The sequence below is a fragment of the Curtobacterium sp. PhB190 genome, assembly GCF_004365385.1.
Classification (GTDB): domain Bacteria; phylum Actinomycetota; class Actinomycetes; order Actinomycetales; family Microbacteriaceae; genus Curtobacterium.
This window is the reverse complement of the sequence record NZ_SODN01000014.1, coordinates 49663-70318: the sequence shown is the minus strand read 5'-3', so window position 1 is coordinate 70318 and position 20656 is coordinate 49663. Positions and strand designations below refer to the sequence as shown.

Genomic DNA, 20656 nt, shown 5'->3' with positions numbered 1-20656 from the left:
CGCGGTACCACCCACACGAACCATCCCCGGATCTCGAACCGACTAATCAGTCCAAGAACCGGGGACCAGTCCACAGCTGGCACCGCGCCTCCCGTCCGTCAGTGGTTGCGCTCCAGATCCCCGATCACGCGCGCAGTGCGGTCGCGGCTGAAGAACTCGGCGAACATCTCCCGTTTCGCCGCGTGCGAATCGAGGTCGAGCTCGAGGCCCTCCATGTTGAGGTCGGTCCCAAACAGTCGGAGGACTCCCGGGCCATTCGGCTCCGCGGTCTCGAGGGACACCGAGAACAGCGTCGGCGACGTCTCGCCAGCAGCAATCCGCCGAGCTTCTGCGAACGCCGCGCGGTACGTCGCGTCGGTGACGCGGATCACACTGACCGACCAACTCGTGGCGTCCCAGTCGGGCGCGACCATCTCGCCGCTCGGTGCATGGAAGAAGTGCACGACGAACGTGTCGCGCTCTCCTTCGCTGCCGTAGTGCCGCTCGTCCACTTCCTCGATCCTCACGGACTCATCTTGACAGCGCGAGCCGTGGCAGCCTAGTAATGCGGGCCCGCATACAGGCAGTCCCTCAAGGGCGAGCAGCATTCACGGTTCCACATCCCTCTTCCCCACGCCGGTCGCTACCTTCGTATCGCTAGGCGCGATCTCTCGCTCGTAATAGTCGCTGAGTTCGTCGCCGGAGATAACGACATCCATGTAGTGCACGAAAAAACGGAACTTCCACTGTCAACCGGCACGGGCAAGTAACGGAGTGATTACAAGGATTAAGCTCTTCGCTGCACCGTGCTCGAGGGACGCCCCGATGGGGCAAGGTAAGTTATCGCTTGCGCCGGGTCGAGCCGGCGAACCGAGCCGGCGAATCGAGTCGATCAACAAGAGAACTATCCGGACGGTGTCGGTGGGCTCTGCCCCAGTAGAAGCCGCAGGGACGGTTGGGAAGACCGAGACACCGTCCTCGGTCAGCGGAGTAAGGCGCGTCTGACAAGCGATTCGAGTTCATCATCGAGGTCATCAGCATGAATCAAATTCTGAAGTTCCTCACGACCGATCATGACGACGCAGATGTCCTGTGTGGAAAACCTCAACTCCTGCATTCTCGCGTCGTCAGTGAAGCCCGCCAGTGATACTAGGAATGCTATCCTCGACGTCCCTCGCTTGGTCTGCAGCTTGCTGAGCAGCACGGACATGACTTGTTGTGATGCCTTGTCCACTCTGTTCTTGGCTTCGACCAGAATGAAAGGGATCCCCGGACGCTGCCAAACCCTTGGACTGAAGTTGTCAACCTGAAGAACGAGGTCGATCTCCTCTGTTTCGGTCCGGTAGTTCCGCTCGATTACCTTCAAATCGCGCACCTGAGAAAACAAGAACGCCAGGAGCATTTCGAGGCGGCGTCCTTTTTCCTGGGCGGTCCCCATCTCGATTCGCGACCAGACACTACGACAAATCTGTTGACGCGAGCGGGGGGAAATGGGTACTTCGACCTCAGCGAGAGCGATGAGGACTGCGCGTGAAAGCAAGCGGCGGGACTGGACGTAGTCGTCAACGACCATCACATTGGCGTCGATGTCGACCAGCAGCGCGACGGCCTCAGGCTTGAACAGGGATGCGAGTGGAAGCGCTATCGTGATGCCGATTCCGAGTGATGCGGCCAGCTGAAGACGTTCACGTACAAATCTGGGGAGTTCTTCCTGAAGGTAGACGTAAAGTAAGCGCTGCCGGTCTGCCGAGACAGCAGAAGGGCGCCACTTCTTGGTCTCGAGGATCAGTTCGGTGTCGCGCTCCCAGACCGTCCCTTCGGACGAGGCGCAGATTTCCTCCGTGAGATCTCCGATGTCGTCCGAACTGATGAATCGTCCAGCAACAGGGTCATCGACAATCTCTTCAACGATGGCCCCCTCGAAGTCAGACTGATCGCTCATCGGCATTGAGCAGTGCTCCAAGTTGAGCAATGAGTTCACGCCCCAGGCGTTTCACTTCGTCATTGTCGGGCATGCCGGCAGTTTGAGTGAGCAGCCGACTGAAGACCGCCATCATGGAAGACGTGCGACGACCGAGCTTGTCCACCTCAACCATCATCTGGACTGTGTCTTCAAAGGCTTCCTCGATGGTGGCGTCCGGCTTCTCGATCAGTTCGCGGATGGACGTGTCGATCGTGGACTCGCCAGTGCCGTTCTCGGCTGCGTCTTGCGCGGCGAACTTAATGATAGGCGAAACCTTGCGCAGGCTGACTGTGTCGGTGATGACCTGATCAAGTCGCTTCTGCACAAAGGCGGCGCTAACCCGATCTTCACCGAACTCTGCGAGGATTACTGGGCGGTTCTTTTGCAGAGCGTCAATGACGTTCTTCTTGAGTTCCCAGAAGAAGTTGAGCGGGATCGTCTCTTCACGGATATAGTCCTGCCATTCGCCTGGCAAAGTCACCACGTAACGCAGCTGTCGCACTCGCTCCATCGATAGACCCGTGAGGTCGCGCAACTCTGTGTCGTTGGATTCTCGCCCCTCGGCCTCCTCGATTCCCTGGGCAAGGCGTTGCAGAGCCTTCGCAGTGGGGATGTCGCGCCAAGGTTCGCGGATGAGATGAATGTTGAACATCTGCTGCAGGACTTCGCGCTCGCTGCGCTCAGTCGTGATGAGGGCAGGAATCTTCGAGTGTCCGAGGTCTCTAGCGCAGCGAAACCGTCGTTCGCCGTCGACTAGGACAAACTTATCGCCGCGTGGATATACGACTATCGGCACGAGCACACCCTCAAGATCAATTGATCCAGTCAGGCGGTCAAGCTCATCTTGAGGAAAATCAAGGCGCGGGTTTGCTTCATTCGGGACGACGTCCGAGACGTTCAGCTCGCGGAGCTCGGCGGTCGCGTTGTCGGTATCACTGTTCAGCGCCTCTTCCGCCTGGGGTGGCGCTTCGTCAGATGGTGCAGACATATAGATTCTCCATTGCTGTCTTCTTCGACGTGCCAGTCGAGCCGCCCATGGTGGAGTGATTAGCCTCAAATGACAACGTGTCCACGGCACTAAAGTAACGACATGCAATGTCCGGAACCGTCAAGTCCAGTTGAGCGAGCAATCCTGAGGACGGGTAGCTGACGACGAGAGGCACACGCATCCGTGCGACGTTGCGACATAAATCATGGAAGGAAGCCACGACCGCGCTCTTCAGTGAAAACCCGGTGGTGAACCGATCCGACCTGTTGCGGCCGGCTCCGCTCGAGTCGGGATAGTCGTACCGGTACAGAGTCTCGTAGACGTGGTAGTACCGGCTGTACTGGTCCTTCGTGTACGGCGGGTCCGCGTAGATGGTTCCCACGTCGTCAAGCTGACCGGTGCTAAGCAGGTCGAGAGCATCCCCGACGTACACGGAGTTTTTGGAGCGCCATTCGTCAGTGCCTACCAGCGCGACCGTATCGAGTGCAATGATGAACTCCTCCCATACCGACCTGGCCCAGGTGCGCACGATGCGAGTGTGCGCGGAGGCAGAGTTCGGCCTTAAGAACTGGGCGGTGTGGCCGGGCGCGTTCACCAGAACGGATGTCGCAGTGATCCACGCGCCCAGCAACCAGTCGCGGTCTCCGAGGTGGCTATCCGAGTCGATTGATGCCCGGATAGAGTCGACTTCGATGGCTTGTTGCAAGCTGAGATACCCGGCGGAAAAGTACAGGCTCGCAAGTTCGTAGTGATCACTGGAGCTGGCAATCGCGGCTGAGCGAGCCGCACGTCGGTGTTGGGCAGAGTTCCCAACGTGCGCGGCCCGCTGCATGTACTCGACAAGATCCGCGCGTGCGCCTGCAAGCGCGCTTTGCTCCGCGTCAAGCTGTCGGGCATACTTCTGGGTCAGTTCGCGCGCGCGCCGCTCGTATGCGGGTCGCAACCGCAGTGTTGTGGCACTCGTGTCCGCGGCGCGTTGAAGAGCAGTGAACCGGGCCCTCGAGAGCGCGGCAGTGAAACTCAGTGCGTCATTCGTCACGACTGACGCAGTGTCCTGGAGGCTCTCGGCGACGCTCCCCATGCCCGAGAAGAGGTCGACCACCCTCCCCTCGTGCGTGAGGTCGCCAATGGCGTCACGGACGTGATCCGCCATGTGACGCTTGGTTCCCATGTAGCGCACTACCACGCGGTTGCCCTCCATCTGTCCTGGCCACCAGACCGTCGCCCCTGGCTGCAAGATTAGCGAAACTCAGCACAGCTGATGTAGTGCCGCGCCGACAGTCTGTGGCCCGACGAGCGCGTCCGCCGGAAGACAGCCACAAGCGATCGCGACTGACTGCTTAGTGTTTTCCTACTAGCCGCGGTCTTTTCGACGTGGTTGGGGGCAGGGAAGTGACGCATAGCTGGTAAGCGCGAAACGAATCCACGGTAAGCGCAAGGCACATCGATGCCGTACGGCAAGGTGCACGATGCGCTTCGGATGAGCCGGAAGCTGAGCGACGCAGATGGCGAACGCGCGTATGCCGCCGGCTGGCGTTCGATTCTCCTGAAGTGGTCGGCGCACTCGTCATGTGTCGCATGCGCCGATAGGCCGCGATTCCTCGTTGCCGCGGTGTCTTCGGGCCCACCGTCCAGAGCGCAGTTCCGAGGACGACTTGCGAGTTTCCAGGCACGGCCACGGAGCGCGGGCTGTTGGTGGCGCTGTTCGAGATAGCCGGTATAGACCACGGTTTCTCTCTCCACGAGACTTCGCTGGCGCCGCGCGCGGCGCTGCCCCCGCACAGATCGTACCGTGCGGCCTCAGGAGGGCTGCAGTCGCGAGTCATGCGCTGCGTCGTTTCACCATCTCTCTGCCCTGACACGCACCCCACTCGCCGGCTTCCTGGGCGAACGATCGGCGAGCGCCGCCGCGCCAGTACTCTGAACGCATGGAACTCGCCCTAGAAAACCAGATCTGGACCATTGTCGGGCCACTCGATGCCGACGCAAGCGGGTTCGGACGCGTCCTCGAGGTACTTTCACCGGAAGGCGAACCCGCCGTCGCAAAGCTCGTGCCGAAACGGCCCGGGGCAGAACGTGAGCTACTTATCGGAGACTCCGTTGCCGCCTCCAAATACTTGAACGTGATCCCCATAGTTGACAATGGCGAGCATGGCGACTCATGGGTCCTTGTGATGCCTCGCGCCGACAAGTCGCTCGCGCAATACCTTAAGGAGTGCGGCGGGGCGCTTCCACTTCCCGAAGTTCTAAAGGTCTTGACAGAAATTGCCACAGCTCTCACCGAGATCGACGGAACAATCGTCCATCGCGATTTGAAACCGGCGAACGTTCTGCTGCACGAGGGGAGGTGGAAGCTGGCTGATTTCGGGATTTCGAGGTACGTCGATGCCACCACCGCCGAGGACACACGAAAATTCAGCTTCACCCCGCCTTATGCGGCGCCGGAACAGTGGGAGTTCCGACGCGCGACTAGCGCCTCCGACGTATACAGCTTCGGCATCATTGCCTACCAAGTCCTCAACGGTTCTCTGCCTTTCGCGGGACCAGACAAAGAAGACTTCCGGCAACAGCACTTGACGGAACCCGCGCCGGCTCTCGACTCAGGGCCAGCAAAGCTCCGCATCCTCATCGAAGAATGCCTCTACAAATCACCCGACGTGCGCCCTCATCCGCGAGCGATCCTTGCACGCCTCGACTCGGTACCCACGGGTACCCTGACGGCAGGAGCGTCGCGTCTCGCGGAAGCGAACCATAAGCACGTTCGCGAACGCGCCCGCCAGCAGGCCGTCTACACAGCTGAGCAAGATCGTCAAACGCAGTTCCAGCGAACGTTCGACGCCGCATCCAGCTCCTTGGAAGGGATCGCGACGCTGCTCGAAGCTGCGATCCGGGACAACGCGCCTGACTCGGAGTTCATCAACATCACCGGCAACGCGGCCCCACGCTTCAAGACCAACTTCCGAGATGGCAGTCTCACCTTTGGGCAAACCCAGCCCGTCGAGCACTGGCATGGTCCATTCGAAGTGCTTGCAGCGTCGAGCGTGACTGTGGACTTCGGGAGACCGGGCCGCAACTGGGTGGGACGGAGCCACTCGCTCTGGTTCGGTGATCCCTTACAGGAGGGCGAGTTGGGTTGGTTCGAACTCGCATTCATGGAGTCACCACTGCGCCCGGAATCCAGAACAGTCGAACCGTTCGCGTGCCTTCCGTATGAGACGAACGCATTCGACAGCGTCACCGGTGGTCAGCAGCTCGCATGGCCGCTCATGTCGCTCAACCCCGCTGATCCGGTAGAGTTCATCGATCGGTGGCAGGGGTGGTTTGCCGACGCTGCGACGGGAGTGCTCCGCCAACCGTCGACCATGCCAGAGCGGTCGATCGATCGGGTATGGAGGAGGCGATAGTACTGCGATCCGGAGGCGCAGATAAGGAAGACTCTAGATGGCCCAAACCGCCCGTCCCTCCACCGCGACCCTCAACGCCGAGGTTCCTATGCTGATTACATACTCCAACGGGTCCTGCGTGCTGAGCTGGGCGCCGAGCCCCGTCCTCCATTCCACCGACCACCTCGTCGCCGCCTGAGCTGAGACCCGCACCCCTCCCGAATTTCCGCCGGGAACGGCTCTGCGGTGCTGTCATGTCATTATTGATGAGTGATCTTTGCCGCGTCACCTCAGGCTGCCGATGCTGCCTCCCCTTTCTGGTCTGCCATGCTCTCGGTCGTACCGGTGCTCGCACTGGCCATGATCGTTGAAGTGAGCAGGCAACTCCGCCATGCCGAGCAGCTTTCTTGGCGAACGAGAGCGCTTCAGTCGGTTCTTCTCGGCGGCTACGCTGCTGCGCTACTGGTGGCCTTCAGAATGTCACTAGACGGGCTAGTCCACCGTGACGGCATGGAACGAGCCGAAATTGTGGGCGCGCTTGTCTTCAGCTCGCTCCTCGTTCTCGTCGCTCTGCCGCTATTCGACGTGCTCATGCGAGTGAACCCTGAGGCACAGGAGGTTCTTCGGCGAGCAATGCCATGGTCGCGCTGGCGGAAAGACCGCAGATACCTGAAGAGGAAGGTCGTGCCCGAAGTCCGACGGACGCAACAGGATGTCCGGGCCGACCTCGCGCGAGCCGAGAGACTCCTCGCCGACCTCGACAGGGCAAAGATCGAGGCAGCGGAGACCCGGATGGTTTGGCTCGCAGCTCGTCAGCTGAATGAACACATCCCTGCGAGTGTGTCGGAGGCCGCAGGGTGGGCGGAGCTTCAAAAGCACGCTCGCGATGGTGAGGTGGACCTGCTCGCACCCGGTACCGCTCTCGGCAGGCTTGAGAGAGACGCACACAGCATGAAGGCCGACGCGGACGATCTTCGCATGCTTGGGCGAAGGGTCGACAGTCTGGTCCGCCGTGTGGATATCCGTGTGCGGGGGGCTCGGATCCTCCGTTTCAACAGGCATGACAAGACCGACTTTCTTGCACAGATTCGGTCTGTCCAAGAGGACCTTTCCCAGCACCGTCCGGCTTAGCTGCCGCTTACAGCCCTAGTCGCGCGCGTCTCGACTGCGCAAAGCCGCGTAGCAGCGCACCAGGCCGGTCGCGGCCCTATCGTCTCGGCCGACGAAGGAACAGCTACCCAAAGCCGGCGATGCCGTCGAAGCTCACCGCGACGGATATAGAGACCACTCTGTGGCCGGAATTCAGTCGCCGCTGTGGCTACCTGCTCCGTACACCGGCGCCCGAGCTGAGATGGACTTCCATACTGACGCCCAATGCCACACCCTTATTTTCCCCGCCAGCGCGACCAGTGCGCAGCTTCCGGCGCTCCCTGTCCGAGACGCAAGGCAAGAGGGCCGCCTCCCACTTGCCGGGCTCGCGCAAGCGAGTGGAGTTCACAGCGAAGAACGGACCGCGGGCCGGGTCCCGGATCAGCTATCCGAGATCCCGGCTCCAACGGGCGTAACCAGAAGAAGCCGTATCCGGGCGATTCGGATGCGGCCTCTGGCCTAGATTTTTCGGTCGGGCTGACAGGATTTGAACCTGCGACCCCTTGACCCCCAGTCAAGTGCGCTACCAAGCTGCGCCACAGCCCGCGAGTTCCGGAGAACTCAGGATCCCGGAGGACCCTCGCCCACGTCCGACCGGAGCGCGAGCGACCGGTCCAGCATAGCGGACGTCAGACCCCCTCCGCGCCACGGCGAGTCGGACCGAGCAAGCAACCAGAGCCGCCCGAACAACCCGAACGACACGATCGCCCCGGGCGAGACCGTCACCCCGCCGGCACCACCTCGCGCCGCGCCGCCAACCACGGCAACCCGAGCCCGACGAGCAACCCACCGGCCCCGTCCGCCGCCAGGTCCCCGATCGTGTCGTCGTACCCGACGTAGATCGCTGAGTCGACGAAGTTGTGCCCGAGCCACTCCCCCATCTCCCACGCCGCCCCGATCGCGAGCCCCGCGCACAGCCCGAGGACCGCGACGACCACCCGGCGCTCCCCGTCCGGCGCCGGCACTGCGCGCAGGTCGGCGCCGATGACGTAGAGCACGGCGGCGAGCAGCCCGGTGAGCACGACGTGCATGAACTTGTCCCACAGGAACACGCTCGTGTACCACTCGAGCACACTCGACCACCCGGCGAGCAGCACGAGCACGCACACCGCCAGGTCGAACGCCGGCCGCAGTCCGAGCATCCGCGGCACCACGACCCCGAGCAACGACAGCGCCATCACCGGCAGCGCGGTACCGCCCCACCCGATGCTCGCGACGACCAGGCTGACGAGCGTCAGGGCACGCACGACGTCGGCCACCAGGAACTTCGGCCGCAGGAACGTCGGCCCGAGCGCCCGGATCACGACGCCCACCGCACGACCGCGTGCACGGCCGCGTGGTCGGACGGCCAGACGCCGCCCGGCCGCCGGTTCGACACGGCCACCCGCTCGACGGTCGCGTCCGGCGTCACCAGCACGCCGTCGATCCGCCGGCCACCGACACGCGGACTCCCGTAGTGCGGGTACGTCCCGTACGGCTCACCCACCTGCCGGGAGGCCCGCCCCCAGCTGTCGACGACACCAGCGTCCGCCAGTGCTCGCCATGGTGCGGACCCTGCCGGGCTGTTCCAGTCGGCCATCACGACGGCGGGCAGGCCGCGCTGACGCACGATCCGGCCGAGGAGTTCGGCGGACCGCAGTCGGGCCCACGGCGATGCGACGTCGAGGTGCGTCGCGATGGCCAGGAACCGGACGCCGGTCGCGCGGTCGTCGACGACGGCTCCGACGGCGTGCCGGGGGAACGACGTGGCCCACGAGCGGGATCCCGGACGGTGCGGCGTGCGGGAGAGAGCCCACGTGCGGCGCTCGACGATGTCGAGGCGCGAGCGGTCGAGGAAGAGTCCGACCTGTTCGCCACCGCCGCGCGCGCCGCGCCCGGCCAGGACGGGCTCCCAACCCGACCCGAGGCCGGCCGTCAGGTCGTCTGCCTGCGTGGGGAGGGCCTCCTGGACGGCGAGGACGGTGGGCGCTTCGGACGTGACGAGCGCGGTGATCGCATCGCGGCGACGCTCCCAGGCGTCCGGGTGTGCGGACGGTCGCGGCACGCGGCGCCGCACGTTGAGGGTCATGCAGTGGACCTCGGGCGACCGGACGGCTCCGATGAGCGGGTGGTCGTCGGGGTGGTGGGGCATGCCTCCCTTCTACGAGACGACACCCGTCGGATTCCCAGGGACCTCTCCGCGTGGCTCGTAGGGTGGCCCGATGCGTTCTCGTTCCACCCCTCGTGTCCTCGTCGCGATCGCCGTCTCCGGACTGCTGCTCGGAGCCGCCGGGTGTACGTCGAGTGGGCCGGACACGAGCCGCCCGACCCTCGCGAAGGCCGCGGCGGGGACGGTCACGGTCGCCGACGCCTCCGACGCTGCGGCCCGGTCGGTGCGGGTGAGCACGGCCCTGTTCGCGAGTGCTCCCGGCGCGATCGTGGCGACGGCCGGCGATGCCGACGCGATCTCCGATGCAGCGAAGGCCGCGGCGAGCGCCCACGTCCCGGTGCTGCTGACCGCGAAGGGTGCCAAGGGCAGCGCTGCCGTCGCCGGCGAGCTCGACCGGCTCGGGGCCGACTGGTACCAGGCCGAGGGCGACGTGTCGGTCGACACGGACGTCGAACAGCGGAAGGCGCCAGGGGATGGCGACGCGCCGGAGTCGACCCGGGCCTCCCGGCAGGCCACCGTGGTGGTTGCGGACGCGAGCGCGGACGCTGCGGCCGTGGCGACCGCGAAGGCCGCCGGTGCGGAGGTGGTGACCATGCCGAAGGGCGTGACCGACCCGGCTGCCGCACCCGACGTGGTGACGGCGCTGCACGAGCGGAAGCAGCACCAGACGGTCCTGGTCGGTGCGGCGTTCGACGCGCTGCAGGACCCGGAGTGGACGGTGCGGGCGGCCGAGGGCGGCTTCCAGCTGCGGAACGGCGGCCAGCGGCCGTTCGACGGGCACCGCTACGTCGCGCTGTACGGGGCTCCCGGGGCGCCTGCGCTCGGTGTGCTCGGCGAGCAGGGGCCGAAGGAGACCGTGCAGCGTGCCGAGCAGGTCGCGAAGCCGTACCGGGCGGAGTCCGACGAGCTGGTGACGCCTGCGATGGAGGTCATCGCGACCGTCGCCGCGGGGGACGCCGGGGCGGACGGCGACTACTCGACCGAGCTGCCGGTGTCGACGCTCGAGCCGTACGTCGACGCCGCGCACGACGCCGACATGCCCGTGATCATCGACCTGCAGCCGGGCCGCTCGGACTTCCTGTCGCAGGCGAAGAAGTACGAGTCGCTGCTGAAGAAGCCCGGGGTGTGGCTCGCGCTCGACCCGGAGTGGCGGCTGACGAAGGACCAGGTGCCGCTCGAGCAGATCGGCAGCGTGTCGGCGTCCGAGGTGAACGAGGTGTCCTCGTGGCTGGCGGCGCTCGTCAAGGACGAGGGGCTGCCGCCGAAGGCGCTCGTGCTGCACCAGTTCCGGCTCTCGATGATCCAGGACCGGTCGGCGCTGAAGACCCATCCGGAGCTCGACATGCTCGTGCACGTCGACGGGCAGGGGTCGCAGCCGGACAAGCAAGCGACGTGGAAGGCGCTGCACGAGGGTGCTCCGGAGGGCCTGCACTGGGGCTGGAAGAACTTCTACGACGAGGACACGCCCATGCTGACGCCCGGGCAGACGATGGCGGACGTGCAGCCGACGCCGTCGCTGGTCACGTACCAGTAGGGCGGTTCTCCACAGTCTGGAGGCGCGACCCGCGTTTCGTCGGTCGGTGCTGACAGCATGGGGGCATGGACACCCCCACCGCCGCTCCGTCTGTCGTCTCGCCTTCTGCGGACATCGCCGCCGAGGCACAGCAGGCGCTCGCTGCGCTCACCGGGCGCCCCGACGCGGTCTTCCACCCCGGCCAGCTCGAGGCGATCTCCGCCCTGGTCGAGCACCGGCAGCGCGCCCTGGTCGTGCAGCGCACGGGGTGGGGCAAGTCGGCGGTGTACTTCCTCGCGACCCTGCTGCTCCGACGCCGAGGTGGCGGCCCGACCGTCCTGGTGTCGCCGCTGCTCGCACTGATGCGCGACCAGGTGGCTGCAGCTGCCCGGGCGGGGGTCCGTGCGGTGTCGATCAACTCGGCGAACGCGCACGAGTGGGGCGAGACCCAGGCCGCGCTCGCCCGCGACGAGGTCGACGTGCTCCTCGTCTCCCCCGAACGCCTGAACAACCCGAAGTTCCGCGACGAGCAGATGCCGACCCTGATCGCGCGGATGGGCATGCTCGTGGTCGACGAGGCGCACTGCATCTCGGACTGGGGCCACGACTTCCGACCGGACTACCGCCGCTTGGCCGAGCTCATCCGGTCCCTTCCCCACGGCGTGCCCGTCCTGGCGACCACCGCGACGGCGAACGAGCGCGTGGTCGAGGACGTCGCCGAGCAGCTCACCGCCGGCCCGGCCGACCCGGTGTTCACGATCCGCGGGTCGCTCGCCCGGGCATCGCTGCGCTTGGGCGTGTTCACGCTGCCCGACGCCCGGCAGCGGCTCGGCTGGCTGCTCGCGCACCTCGGCGACCTGCCCGGCAGCGGCATCATCTACACGCTCACGGTCTCGGCGGCCGAGGACATCGCCCGACTGCTCCGCGACAACGGGTACGCCGTCCGGGCCTACACGGGGCGTACCGACACCGACGAGCGGGAGCAGCTCGAGCAGCAGCTCAAGGGCAACGAGCTGAAGGCCCTGGTCGCCACGAGTGCGCTCGGCATGGGGTTCGACAAGCCGGACCTCGGGTTCGTCGTGCACGTCGGCGCCCCGTCGTCGCCTGTCGCGTACTACCAGCAGATCGGTCGTGCAGGTCGTGCCACCGACAACGCCGACGTGCTGCTGCTGCCCGGGCGTGAGGACCGTGAGATCTGGCAGTACTTCGCGAGCGCGTCGATGCCGACGGAGGCCCGGGCCTCCGCCGTGCTCGGCGCCCTGTCCACCGACACCGCGATGTCGACGGTCGCGCTCGAGGGCCTGGTCGACATCAAGCGCTCCACCCTCGAACTCCTGCTCAAGGTGCTCGACGTCGACGGGGCGGTTCGACGTGTCACCGGCGGCTGGGTCTCCACCGGGCAGCCGTGGCAGTACGACGCCCCGCGGTACGAGCGGGTCGCCGCGGCGCGTTCCGCCGAGGCCGCCTCGATGCTCGACTACGAGTCCACCTCGGCGTGCCGCATGCAGCTGTTGCAGCAGGACCTCGACGACCCGTCCGCGGAGCCCTGCGGCCGGTGCGACAACTGCGCCGGGGCGTGGTTCCCGACCGCGGTCTCCGACACGGACTCGTCCGGTGCGGCGGCCGCGCTCGACAAGGTCGGTGTCGAGATCGCCCCGCGTGCCCAGTGGCCGTCGGGCATGTCGTCGCTCGGTGTCTCGGTACGGGGCAAGATCGGCGCCGACGAGCTCGTGCAGCCCGGTCGTGCAGTGGCTCGTCTGACCGACCTCGGCTGGGGTGGGCCGCTCCGTGCGCTGTTCTCGCCGTCGACGCCCGACGCTCCGATCTCCCGCGAGCTCGTCGACGGCTGTGTCCGGGCGCTCAAGGACTGGCCGTGGGAGACCCGGCCGACCGGGGTCGTGGCGATGTCCTCGCGGTCACGGCCGCAGCTCGTGGGGGCGCTCGCCCAGGCGCTGTCCACGATCGGGCGGCTGCAGTTCCTCGGCACGCTCGACCGGAACGGCGGCACGCCCCGCGGCGACGGTGCGACGAACAGCGCCTACCGGTTGTCCGGCGTGTGGGAGACGTTCCAGGTCGGGCCGGAACTCGCTGCGGCGCTGCAGTCGCATCAGGGCCCGGTGCTGCTCGTCGACGACCTGGTCGACAGCCGGTGGACGATGACCGTCGCGGGCCGCGAACTCCGGCGTGCCGGGGCCGCCGCCGTGCTGCCCTTCGCGCTGGCCACCGTCGCCTAGCGCTGCGCCGCCCGCCCCCGCACCCGTTCCGCGACAGCCCACGAGTCGATCGACGCGTGTCCTGTCGCAAGGGTGGTGCGGAGCGGTGCGTGGGCGCTAGCGGCGGGCGGGCTTGGGGAACGTGGCGCGCATGTGGTCGGTGGTGAGCACGTCGCCGATGCCGATCATGAGCAGTGAGAACACGATCTGCTCGATCACCATCCAGAACGGGTACAGCCCGGGGATCGCCGCCACGATGAGCGTCACGATCGGGAAGATCCGGCTGAACAACCGCACCCGCTGGTACGCCCAGTAGTACCCGAGCTGTGCCCGCCACGCGAACACGTAGAGCGTCAGGGTGATGAGCAGCACGACCGTCGCCCGGAACCACACCGCCCACGGCACGGTCTCCCCCGCGCGCGTCAGCAGCACGGCCACGACGATGGCAGCGAGTCCGACGATCGTCTCCGCGACGAGCAGCCACCGGATCCACCGGAAGGAGCGCACGGTGTCGGGGTGCTCGAGCATGTCCTGGCGGATGACGTACCCGCCCTGGCGACCTCCGGCCAGCCGGTCGAGCCGCAGCCGGCACCACAGACGGTCGGCGAGGCCACCGAGTCCGTCGTTGCGCTGCGTCACCAGTACATCGTGCCGCATCGAGCGACCACCGGCGTACCGCGCGGGTACCGACGCCGACCCGACGCCGACGCCGAACGACGTCCTCGAGGTCGCACGACGTCGACGATGTCGTTCCGGGTCGGCGCGGGACTGCCCCAGCTGGCTCAGTCGCTCGGCACGAGCGCCGCGCCGCCCAGCACGGTGCCGGTCGCCGCATCGAGCAGGACGAGGGAGCGGACCTCGTCGGGCAACGTCCACGGGTCGCTCAGCACGATGGTCAGACCCTGCTCGACGCCGGCGGCCTGGAACACGTCGAAGGACTCCCCCGCCGGCGTCCACTCCGGGTCCTTGCCTCCGGTGACGGTCCCACCGGACAACACGACGTCGACGGGGCCGCTCGTGCCCGTCTTCAGGCGCGAGATGTCGACCGCGAGAGTCGCGTCACCCGTGTTCGCCGCGATGTGGACGTGTCCAGAGGCAGCGGCGCCGTCGATGCCGACGATGTCCCCGGAGACCGGCGGGACACGGCGCCACCACGGCTCGATCGGCGACGAATCGACGGGTTGCACGGCCGGGGACGCCTCGGGCAGGGGCACGCCGAGGCCGTTCGAGGGTCGCAGCCCCTCCGCGGGCGACTGCGCGGGCTCGGGCACGGGCGCCGCACGGTCGGAGCGGGTGACGGTGTCGTCCTCGGAGGGTGCGTGCGAGACCGTCCAGAGCGAGACCGAGCCGACGACGACCACGGCGACGAGGGCACCCACCAGGGCGAGCCGACGTCGATCCGTTCCCCACCGCCCGATGCGCACGGTCCCATGATGCCGCGCCGACGCTGCGGACGCGCTCCGGGCCTCCTGGCCGAACGCGAACGCGAACGCACAACGCGCCCCGTGCAGACGGGACGCGTTGTGTGTGACGGAGCTGCGACTCAGCGCTTCCGGCGCTCGCGCACGCGCATGTTGACGTTGATCGGGGTGCCGGAGAAGCCCCAGACCTCGCGGAGTCGACGGGTGATGAACCGTCGGTACTGCGGGTCGAGGAACGCCGACGTGAAGAGCACGAACGTCGGCGGCTGGCTCGACGCCTGGGTCCCGAACAGGATGCGGGGCTGCTTGCCGCCGCGCACGGGGTGGGGGTGCTCCTGGACGAGCTCGGCGATGAAGGCGTTGACCTTGCCCGTCGGGATGCGGGTGTCCCACGACGCGAGGGCGGTCTCGAGCGCCGGCACGAGCTTCTCGAGGTGGCGGCCGGTGCGGGCGGAGATGTTCACGCGCGGGGCCCAGGCGACGTGCGCCAGGTCCTGCTCGATCTCGCGCTCGAGGTAGCGGCGGCGTTCGTCGTCGAGCAGGTCCCACTTGTTGTAGGCCAGGACGAGCGCACGGCCCGACTCGAGCACCAGGTCGATGATGCGCAGGTCCTGCACGGAGACGGGCTCGGTGACGTCGAGGACGACGACGGCGACCTCTGCCTTCTCGAGCGCGGCGGTGGTGCGGAGCGAGGCGTAGAAGTCGGCGCCCTGCTGCATGTGGACGCGCTTCCGGATGCCGGCGGTGTCGACGAAGCGCCACACCTTGCCGCCGAGCTCGATCTGCTCGTCCACCGGGTCGCGGGTGGTGCCGGCGATGTCGTTCACGACGACGCGCTCTTCACCGGCGGCCTTGTTGAGCAGCGAGCTCTTGCCGACGTTCGGGCGGCCGAGGATGGCCACGCGACGGGGGCCACCGACCTCCTGCTTGGCGACGGCCGAGGTGTCGGGCAGCGTCTTGATGATGAGGTCGAGCAGGTCCGCGACGCCACGGCCGTGCAGGGCCGACACGGGGTGCGGCTCGCCGAGCCCCAGGTTCCAGAGCTCGTAGGCGTCGAGTTCGCGGCGCTCGTCGTCGGCCTTGTTCGCGACGACGATGACGGGGCGGTCGGTGCCGCGGAGCATCTTGACGACGTGCTCGTCGGTGGCGGTGATCCCGACCGTGACGTCGACGACGAACAGCACGGCGTCGGCGAGGTCGATCGCGACCTCGGCCTGCGCGGCGACCGAGGCGTTGATGCCCTCGGCGCCGGGCTCCCAGCCGCCGGTGTCGACGAGCGTGAAGCGCTTGTCGTTCCAGTCGGCCTTGTAGCTGACGCGGTCACGCGTGACGCCGGGGACGTCCTGCACGACGGCCTCGCGACGACCGAGGATGCGGTTGACGAGCGCGGACTTGCCGACGTTCGGGCGACCGACGATCGCGAGCACCGGGTAGGCGGGCAGGTAGTGGACGCCGTCCTCGCCGACCTGACCAGCCTCGAGCAGGGCGAGGTCGTCGTCCTCGAGGTCGTACTCCTCGAGTCCGGCGCGGAGCGCGGTCGCGCGCTGCTCGGCCTCGGCCTCGTCGAGTCCGGCGAGCCGCTCGCCGAGGGCGTCGTCGTACTGGGGGAAGTCGTCGTTGTCCGGGTTGTCCAACTGAGCCATGGTGGGTTCCTCGCGAGCGGCCGGAGCCGCGGTGTCGGTGGCCGTTCCCGGCCGGGCCGGAGATCCGGCCGTGGTGTGACCAGGCGGCCGAGGCCGTCCGGTCGTGCGTCAGTGCGTGGCCGCGCGGGCCAGGTCGACGACCGCCTGCACGGTCTGGTCGAAGTCGAGGTCGGTGGAGTCGAGCGTCGTGACGCCGTCTGCGGCGTTCATGAAGTCGACGACCTTCGCGTCCGCCGCGTCTCGACGAGCGAGTGCGGCGGAGGTCTCTGCGGCCGACTGGGTCGTGACCTCCGCCGAGCGCCGGGCCATTCTAACGGACTCGTCGGCCGTCAGCAGGATCCGGACCTCGGCGTCGGGTGCGACCACCGTGGTGATGTCCCGACCCTCGGTGATGATGCCCGGTGCGTCGGTCTTCCGCATGACGTTCCGGAACAGCTGCACGAGCCGGTTTCGGACGTCGGGGAGCTTCGCGATGTGGGCCACCGCGCCCGTCACGTCCGGGGTGCGGATCGCGTCGGTGACGTCGGTCTCCCCCACGCGCACGTAGTAGTCGTCGGGGTCGGTGCCGATGGCGTAGTCGAAGGTGTCCCAGCTCGCCAGGATCGCCGCCGCGTCGTCGAGGTCGACCCGCTGCTGCAGGGCGTGCCAGGCGAGGGCGCGGTAGGCGGCGCCGGTGTCCTGGTAGCCGTAGCCGAGGGCCCGGGCGGCCGCGCGGGAGACGCTCGACTTGCCGCTGCCCGCGGGGCCGTCGACGGCGATGACGATCTTGGCCACGTAGGCGCCGTCGATGAGACCGGCCGGTACCGGGGCGCTGGTCGAACCGGGCTCACCGCCGGGCTCACCGAGGCCACCGGCCGGTCCGCCGAGTGCGCCGCCGTCGCCGCTGCCGCTGAGCGGGCCGCCGGCACCGCCCTGGCCCGGGGTCGGCAGACCGGAGTCCGGACCGTCCGGCCCGCCGGTCACGCCGGAGTCGGCGGTCACACCGGAGTCGTTCGTCGCTGCGTTCGTGTCGTTCAGGCCCATGCTGCTGCGATCCTCCATCCGCGACCCTCGAGTTCCTCGACGAGTCGCTGTTCCTGCTCGGGCAGGACCGACACCTCGACGATGCCGATCTGCGCGCCCGGTGAGTGCTCGAGGCGCATGTCCTCGAGGTTGATGCCGATCTCCCCGATGAACGTCAGGAGCGCGGCGATCTGCCCGGGGGTGTCGTCGACGAGGACGACCACCTGGGCGAAGCGCTTGGTGGTGCCGTGCTTGCCGGGCAGCCGTTCGACCCCGCGGTTGCCGGCGGCGATCGTCTCGGCCAGGGTCCGCGGTGCCCCGGCGGCGGCGGGGTCGTCGAGCGCCCCGATCACGCCGCTCAGCTCGTCGCGCAGGTCGGACAGCACCCGCCGCACGTTGACCGCGTTCGCACCGATGATCTGCACCCACAGGCCGGGGTCGCTCGCGGCGACACGGGTGACGTCGCGGACGCCACCTCCGGCGAGACCGAGGGACCCGTCCGGGGCGTCGCGCAGCCGCGAGGCCATCAACGTCGACACGAGCTGCGGCACGTGCGAGACATAGGCCACGGCCAGGTCGTGCGACGCCGGGTCCATCGGCACGACGGTCGCGCCGACGTCGAGCGCCAGGTCCTCGACCACGGCGGCGCGCTGGTAGCTGATGGCGTCGTGCCCGGCGATCACCCACGGGCTGCCGACGAACAAGTCGGCGCGGGCGGCGCTCGGTCCGCTGCGTTCCCGTCCGGCCATCGGGTGCGACCCGATGTAGCGGGTGACGTCCGCCCCGCCGGCCACGAGCTCCGCCAACGGTCCGGCCTTGACGCTCGCGACGTCGGTCACGATGGCGTCCGGGTACGCGGACAGTTCGCGGGCGACGACGGTCGCCACGACGTCCGGCGGAACCGCCACCACCACGAGTTCCGGCTGGTCGCCGGGTTCGGGCCGCCGCCCGGCCCCGTAGTCGACGGCGAGCGCCAACGCGCCGGGTGAGACGTCGTCGAGGACGACGTCGACCCCCTTCTCGCGCAGCGCCAGACCGATCGAGGTGCCGAGGAGCCCGGTGCCGACGACCCGCACCGGGCCGCGCACGCGGCGGTCGATGTCGGGTGGGGTCAGGTCGGTCACCGGGCAAGCCTACCGACCGACACCCGGGCGTCGGTCGACGCCCGGGTGCCGACCGACACGCGGGCGTCGGTCAGGGCCAGATGGCCGGTCGCAGGCCGGTCGCGGTCAGTCCGCGGTCTCGTCGTCCCATTCGTCGTCGTCGCCCTGGTCGAGGGCGACGTCGCGGTCGTCACGAGCGGAGGGCTTGGCGTCGCGGACGGTGCCGAGCAGCTTCCCGACCTCGACCGTGCCCAGCTCGCGCATCTTGCCCGGCGGCAGGCTGCCGAGGTGCAGCGGCCCGAACGAACGCCGGACGAGCTCGAGGACCGGGTGGTCGACGGCCTCGAGCATGCGACGGACGATCCGGTTGCGGCCGGAGTGCAGCGTGATCTCGACGAGCGACTCACCCCGCGAGGACTCGAGCAACCGCACCTTGTCGGCCTTGATCGGACCGTCCTCGAGCTCGACGCCCTCGGTCAGACGCTGCACCACGGCCGGGTTCACGTTGCCGTGCACCTTCGCGATGTAGGTCTTCTGCACGCCGAACGACGGGTGCGCGAGCACGTGGGCCAGGTCGCCGTCGTTCGTCAGGACGAGCAGCCCGGAGGTCTCGGTGTCCAGGCGGCCGACGTTGAACAGGCGCTCCTCGTAGCGGTCCACGAACTCGGTCAGGTCGCGGCGACCGCGCTCGTCCTGCAGGCTCGAGACGACACCGGTCGGCTTGTTCAGCACGATGTACCGCCGCGAGGAGTCGATCTGCACCGGCACGCCGTCGACCGAGATCGCGTCCGTCGCGGGGTCGACACGACGCCCGAGGGCGTCCACGACCTGGCCGTTGACCGTCACGCGGCCCTCGACGATCAGGTTCTCCGCGACGCGACGAGATGCCACGCCCGCAGCGGCGATCACCTTCTGCAGGCGCTCCCCCTCTGCCTGGAGGCCCGGCTCAGCCCCGGCAGACGTCGTCCCGTCCGCCGCGTCCCAGTCCTCGATGATCGGGCGTTCGGGCGTGCCCTCCACCGGAGCACCGTGGCTGTCGCGCTCACCGCTCGGCTTCGGCGTGGTGCGGTTGCCGGCGCTGTTGCCGCCCTTGCCGGGGCGGTCGCTGTTGCGGACGCTCGTGGTGCCGCCGACGTAGCGGCGGCCGTTGTGCCAGACGCGGCTCTGCTGGCCGTCGGGGCCGCGGCGGTCCTCGCGGCTGTCGCGGTTGTCGCGGGGTGCCGAGCTGCGGTCATCGCGGCCCCGGTACCCACCACGGTCGTCGCGCGGCCCGGCGCTGCGGTCGTCGCGGCCGCGGTAGCCACCACGGTCGTCACGGGGAGCTGCGCTGCGGTCGTCGCGACCGCGGTACCCGCCACGGTCATCACGGGGAGCTGCGCTGCGGTCGTCGCGGCCGCGGTACCCACCACGGTCGTCACGCGGAGCCGAGTTACCGCGGTAGCCACCACGGTCATCGCGCGGGGCCGAGCTGCGGTCATCGCGACCCCGGTAGCCACCACGGTCGTCGCGCGGCGCGGCGCTGCGGTCATCGCGGCCGCGGTAGCCACCACGGTCATCACGCGGAGCCGAGTTACCGCGGTACCCACCACGGTCATCACGCGGGGCCGAGCTGCGGTCGTCGCGACCCCGGTAGCCACCGCGATCGTCACGCGGCGCGGAGTTCCCGCGGTAGCCACCGCGGTCATCGCGCGGAGCCGAGCTGCGGTCATCGCGACCCCGGTACCCACCACGGTCATCGCGCGGCGCGGAGTTCCCGCGGTAGCCGCCACGGTCGCCGCCGCCGGCACGGTCGTCACGGCCTCGGTACCCACCGCGGTCGTCACGCGGAGCCGAGTTGCCCCGGTACCCGCCACGGTCGTCGCGCGGCGCCGAGCTGCGGTCGTCACGGCCGCGGTACCCACCACGGTCATCACGCGGCGCGGAGCTACGGTCATCGCGACCCCGGTAGCCGCCACGGTCGCCACCACGGTCGTCGCGCGGCGGGTAGCCGCCACGACGGTCGTCGTCACGCGGCGGACGTGCGCCCCCGCGGTCGTCGCGACCGTACCCGCCGGAGCGGCCACCGGCACTGGAGCCGGCCCCGCCGCGGCCGGGAGCCGAACGCCCGGGGCGATCCGGGCCTCCTGAGCGTCCGTTGCGGTCGTCTCGGT

The 20656-nt window shown here is 68.1% G+C and carries 17 protein-coding genes and 1 tRNA gene; 5 read left to right on the top strand and 13 right to left on the bottom strand.

Annotation, left to right across the window (positions count from 1 at the left end):
- Positions 1 to 98: 98 nt before the first annotated feature.
- From EDF47_RS18290 to EDF47_RS18275, 4 genes are all read right to left on the bottom strand, one after another.
- Entirely contained in the window at positions 99 to 587 is a 489-nt protein-coding gene (locus tag EDF47_RS18290; protein WP_133938968.1) for a hypothetical protein, read from the bottom strand.
- 374 nt (positions 588 to 961) lie between these two features.
- Positions 962 to 1921: a hypothetical protein gene (locus EDF47_RS18285; protein ID WP_243834087.1), complete on the bottom strand. Its 960-nt coding sequence runs from the start codon at positions 1919 to 1921 to the stop codon at positions 962 to 964.
- The gene (locus tag EDF47_RS18280) at positions 1905 to 2930 is read right to left on the bottom strand and encodes a ParB N-terminal domain-containing protein (RefSeq protein WP_243834086.1); all 1026 of its coding nucleotides are present in this window, start codon (positions 2928 to 2930) and stop codon (positions 1905 to 1907) included. Before EDF47_RS18280 ends, EDF47_RS18285 begins: the two co-directional genes overlap by 17 nt.
- The gene (locus tag EDF47_RS18275; protein ID WP_243834085.1) at positions 2914 to 4083 is read right to left on the bottom strand and encodes a DNA adenine methylase; all 1170 of its coding nucleotides are present in this window, start codon (positions 4081 to 4083) and stop codon (positions 2914 to 2916) included. The genes EDF47_RS18280 and EDF47_RS18275 overlap by 17 nt, the downstream gene beginning before the upstream one ends.
- Before the next feature lie 775 nt (positions 4084 to 4858).
- Between EDF47_RS18275 and EDF47_RS18270 the strand changes: the two genes are divergently transcribed.
- Together EDF47_RS18270 and EDF47_RS18265 are read left to right on the top strand one after the other, a co-directional pair.
- A complete protein-coding gene (locus EDF47_RS18270; RefSeq protein ID WP_133938972.1) occupies positions 4859 to 6334 on the top strand; it encodes a serine/threonine-protein kinase in 1476 nt (491 codons plus the stop codon).
- Between the two features lie 306 nt (positions 6335 to 6640).
- Positions 6641 to 7444: a hypothetical protein gene (locus EDF47_RS18265; protein ID WP_133938978.1), complete on the top strand. Its 804-nt coding sequence runs from the start codon at positions 6641 to 6643 to the stop codon at positions 7442 to 7444.
- A 490-nt stretch (positions 7445 to 7934) separates the two neighbouring features.
- Here EDF47_RS18265 and EDF47_RS18260 read toward each other — a convergent pair.
- The 3 genes from EDF47_RS18260 to EDF47_RS18250 all read right to left on the bottom strand — a co-directional run bounded on the left by EDF47_RS18260 (position 7935) and on the right by EDF47_RS18250 (position 9593).
- A tRNA-Pro gene (locus EDF47_RS18260) sits at positions 7935 to 8008 on the bottom strand.
- Between the two features lie 176 nt (positions 8009 to 8184).
- Positions 8185 to 8766 carry a hypothetical protein gene (locus EDF47_RS18255; RefSeq protein WP_133938980.1) on the bottom strand — a complete coding sequence of 194 codons (582 nt, stop codon included), beginning with the start codon at positions 8764 to 8766 and terminating at the stop codon, positions 8185 to 8187.
- Positions 8763 to 9593: an endonuclease/exonuclease/phosphatase family protein gene (locus EDF47_RS18250; RefSeq protein WP_133938982.1), complete on the bottom strand. Its 831-nt coding sequence runs from the start codon at positions 9591 to 9593 to the stop codon at positions 8763 to 8765. Before EDF47_RS18250 ends, EDF47_RS18255 begins: the two co-directional genes overlap by 4 nt.
- 70 nt (positions 9594 to 9663) lie before the next feature.
- Between EDF47_RS18250 and EDF47_RS18245 the strand changes: the two genes are divergently transcribed.
- Positions 9664 to 11145: a hypothetical protein gene (locus tag EDF47_RS18245; protein WP_133938984.1), complete on the top strand. Its 1482-nt coding sequence runs from the start codon at positions 9664 to 9666 to the stop codon at positions 11143 to 11145.
- A 65-nt stretch (positions 11146 to 11210) separates the two neighbouring features.
- Positions 11211 to 13358, top strand: a complete 2148-nt coding sequence (locus EDF47_RS18240) for a RecQ family ATP-dependent DNA helicase (protein ID WP_133938986.1) — start codon at positions 11211 to 11213, stop codon at positions 13356 to 13358.
- Between the two features lie 96 nt (positions 13359 to 13454).
- Here the strand turns inward: EDF47_RS18240 and EDF47_RS18235 are convergent, their stop codons facing one another.
- The 6 genes from EDF47_RS18235 to EDF47_RS20270 form a co-directional block, all read right to left on the bottom strand.
- The gene (locus EDF47_RS18235; RefSeq protein WP_123293894.1) at positions 13455 to 13976 is read right to left on the bottom strand and encodes a hypothetical protein; all 522 of its coding nucleotides are present in this window, start codon (positions 13974 to 13976) and stop codon (positions 13455 to 13457) included.
- Between the two features lie 143 nt (positions 13977 to 14119).
- Positions 14120 to 14761: a hypothetical protein gene (locus EDF47_RS18230; RefSeq protein WP_133938988.1), complete on the bottom strand. Its 642-nt coding sequence runs from the start codon at positions 14759 to 14761 to the stop codon at positions 14120 to 14122.
- A 119-nt stretch (positions 14762 to 14880) separates the two neighbouring features.
- The gene (der, locus tag EDF47_RS18225; RefSeq protein WP_123293896.1) at positions 14881 to 16401 is read right to left on the bottom strand and encodes a ribosome biogenesis GTPase Der; all 1521 of its coding nucleotides are present in this window, start codon (positions 16399 to 16401) and stop codon (positions 14881 to 14883) included.
- 108 nt (positions 16402 to 16509) lie between these two features.
- Positions 16510 to 17175, bottom strand: a complete 666-nt coding sequence (cmk, locus tag EDF47_RS18220) for a (d)CMP kinase (RefSeq protein ID WP_133939026.1) — start codon at positions 17173 to 17175, stop codon at positions 16510 to 16512.
- A 239-nt stretch (positions 17176 to 17414) separates the two neighbouring features.
- The gene (locus EDF47_RS18215) at positions 17415 to 18527 is read right to left on the bottom strand and encodes a prephenate dehydrogenase (protein ID WP_133938990.1); all 1113 of its coding nucleotides are present in this window, start codon (positions 18525 to 18527) and stop codon (positions 17415 to 17417) included.
- Positions 18528 to 18632: 105 nt separating this feature from the next.
- Positions 18633 to 19424 (bottom strand): pseudouridine synthase, encoded by a 792-nt coding sequence (locus EDF47_RS20270; RefSeq protein WP_240347709.1) that lies wholly within the window; start codon positions 19422 to 19424, stop codon positions 18633 to 18635.
- A 231-nt stretch (positions 19425 to 19655) separates the two neighbouring features.
- On the opposite strand from EDF47_RS20270, the gene EDF47_RS20265 reads away from it, so the two are divergent.
- Positions 19656 to 20633: a hypothetical protein gene (locus EDF47_RS20265; protein WP_243834084.1), complete on the top strand. Its 978-nt coding sequence runs from the start codon at positions 19656 to 19658 to the stop codon at positions 20631 to 20633.
- Positions 20634 to 20656 lie beyond the last annotated feature (23 nt).

Coding starts and splice junctions, on each gene's coding strand:
- EDF47_RS18290 (WP_133938968.1), bottom strand. CDS start 587: ATGCTGCTCGCCCTTGAGGGACTGCCTGTATGCGGGCCCGCATTACTA.
- EDF47_RS18285 (WP_243834087.1), bottom strand. CDS start 1,921: ATGAGCGATCAGTCTGACTTCGAGGGGGCCATCGTTGAAGAGATTGTC.
- EDF47_RS18280 (WP_243834086.1), bottom strand. CDS start 2,930: ATGTCTGCACCATCTGACGAAGCGCCACCCCAGGCGGAAGAGGCGCTG.
- EDF47_RS18275 (WP_243834085.1), bottom strand. CDS start 4,083: ATGGCGGATCACGTCCGTGACGCCATTGGCGACCTCACGCACGAGGGG.
- EDF47_RS18270 (WP_133938972.1), top strand. CDS start 4,859: ATGGAACTCGCCCTAGAAAACCAGATCTGGACCATTGTCGGGCCACTC.
- EDF47_RS18265 (WP_133938978.1), top strand. CDS start 6,641: ATGCTCTCGGTCGTACCGGTGCTCGCACTGGCCATGATCGTTGAAGTG.
- EDF47_RS18250 (WP_133938982.1), bottom strand. CDS start 9,593: ATGCCCCACCACCCCGACGACCACCCGCTCATCGGAGCCGTCCGGTCG.
- EDF47_RS18245 (WP_133938984.1), top strand. CDS start 9,664: ATGCGTTCTCGTTCCACCCCTCGTGTCCTCGTCGCGATCGCCGTCTCC.
- EDF47_RS18240 (WP_133938986.1), top strand. CDS start 11,211: ATGGACACCCCCACCGCCGCTCCGTCTGTCGTCTCGCCTTCTGCGGAC.
- der (WP_123293896.1), bottom strand. CDS start 16,401: ATGGCTCAGTTGGACAACCCGGACAACGACGACTTCCCCCAGTACGAC.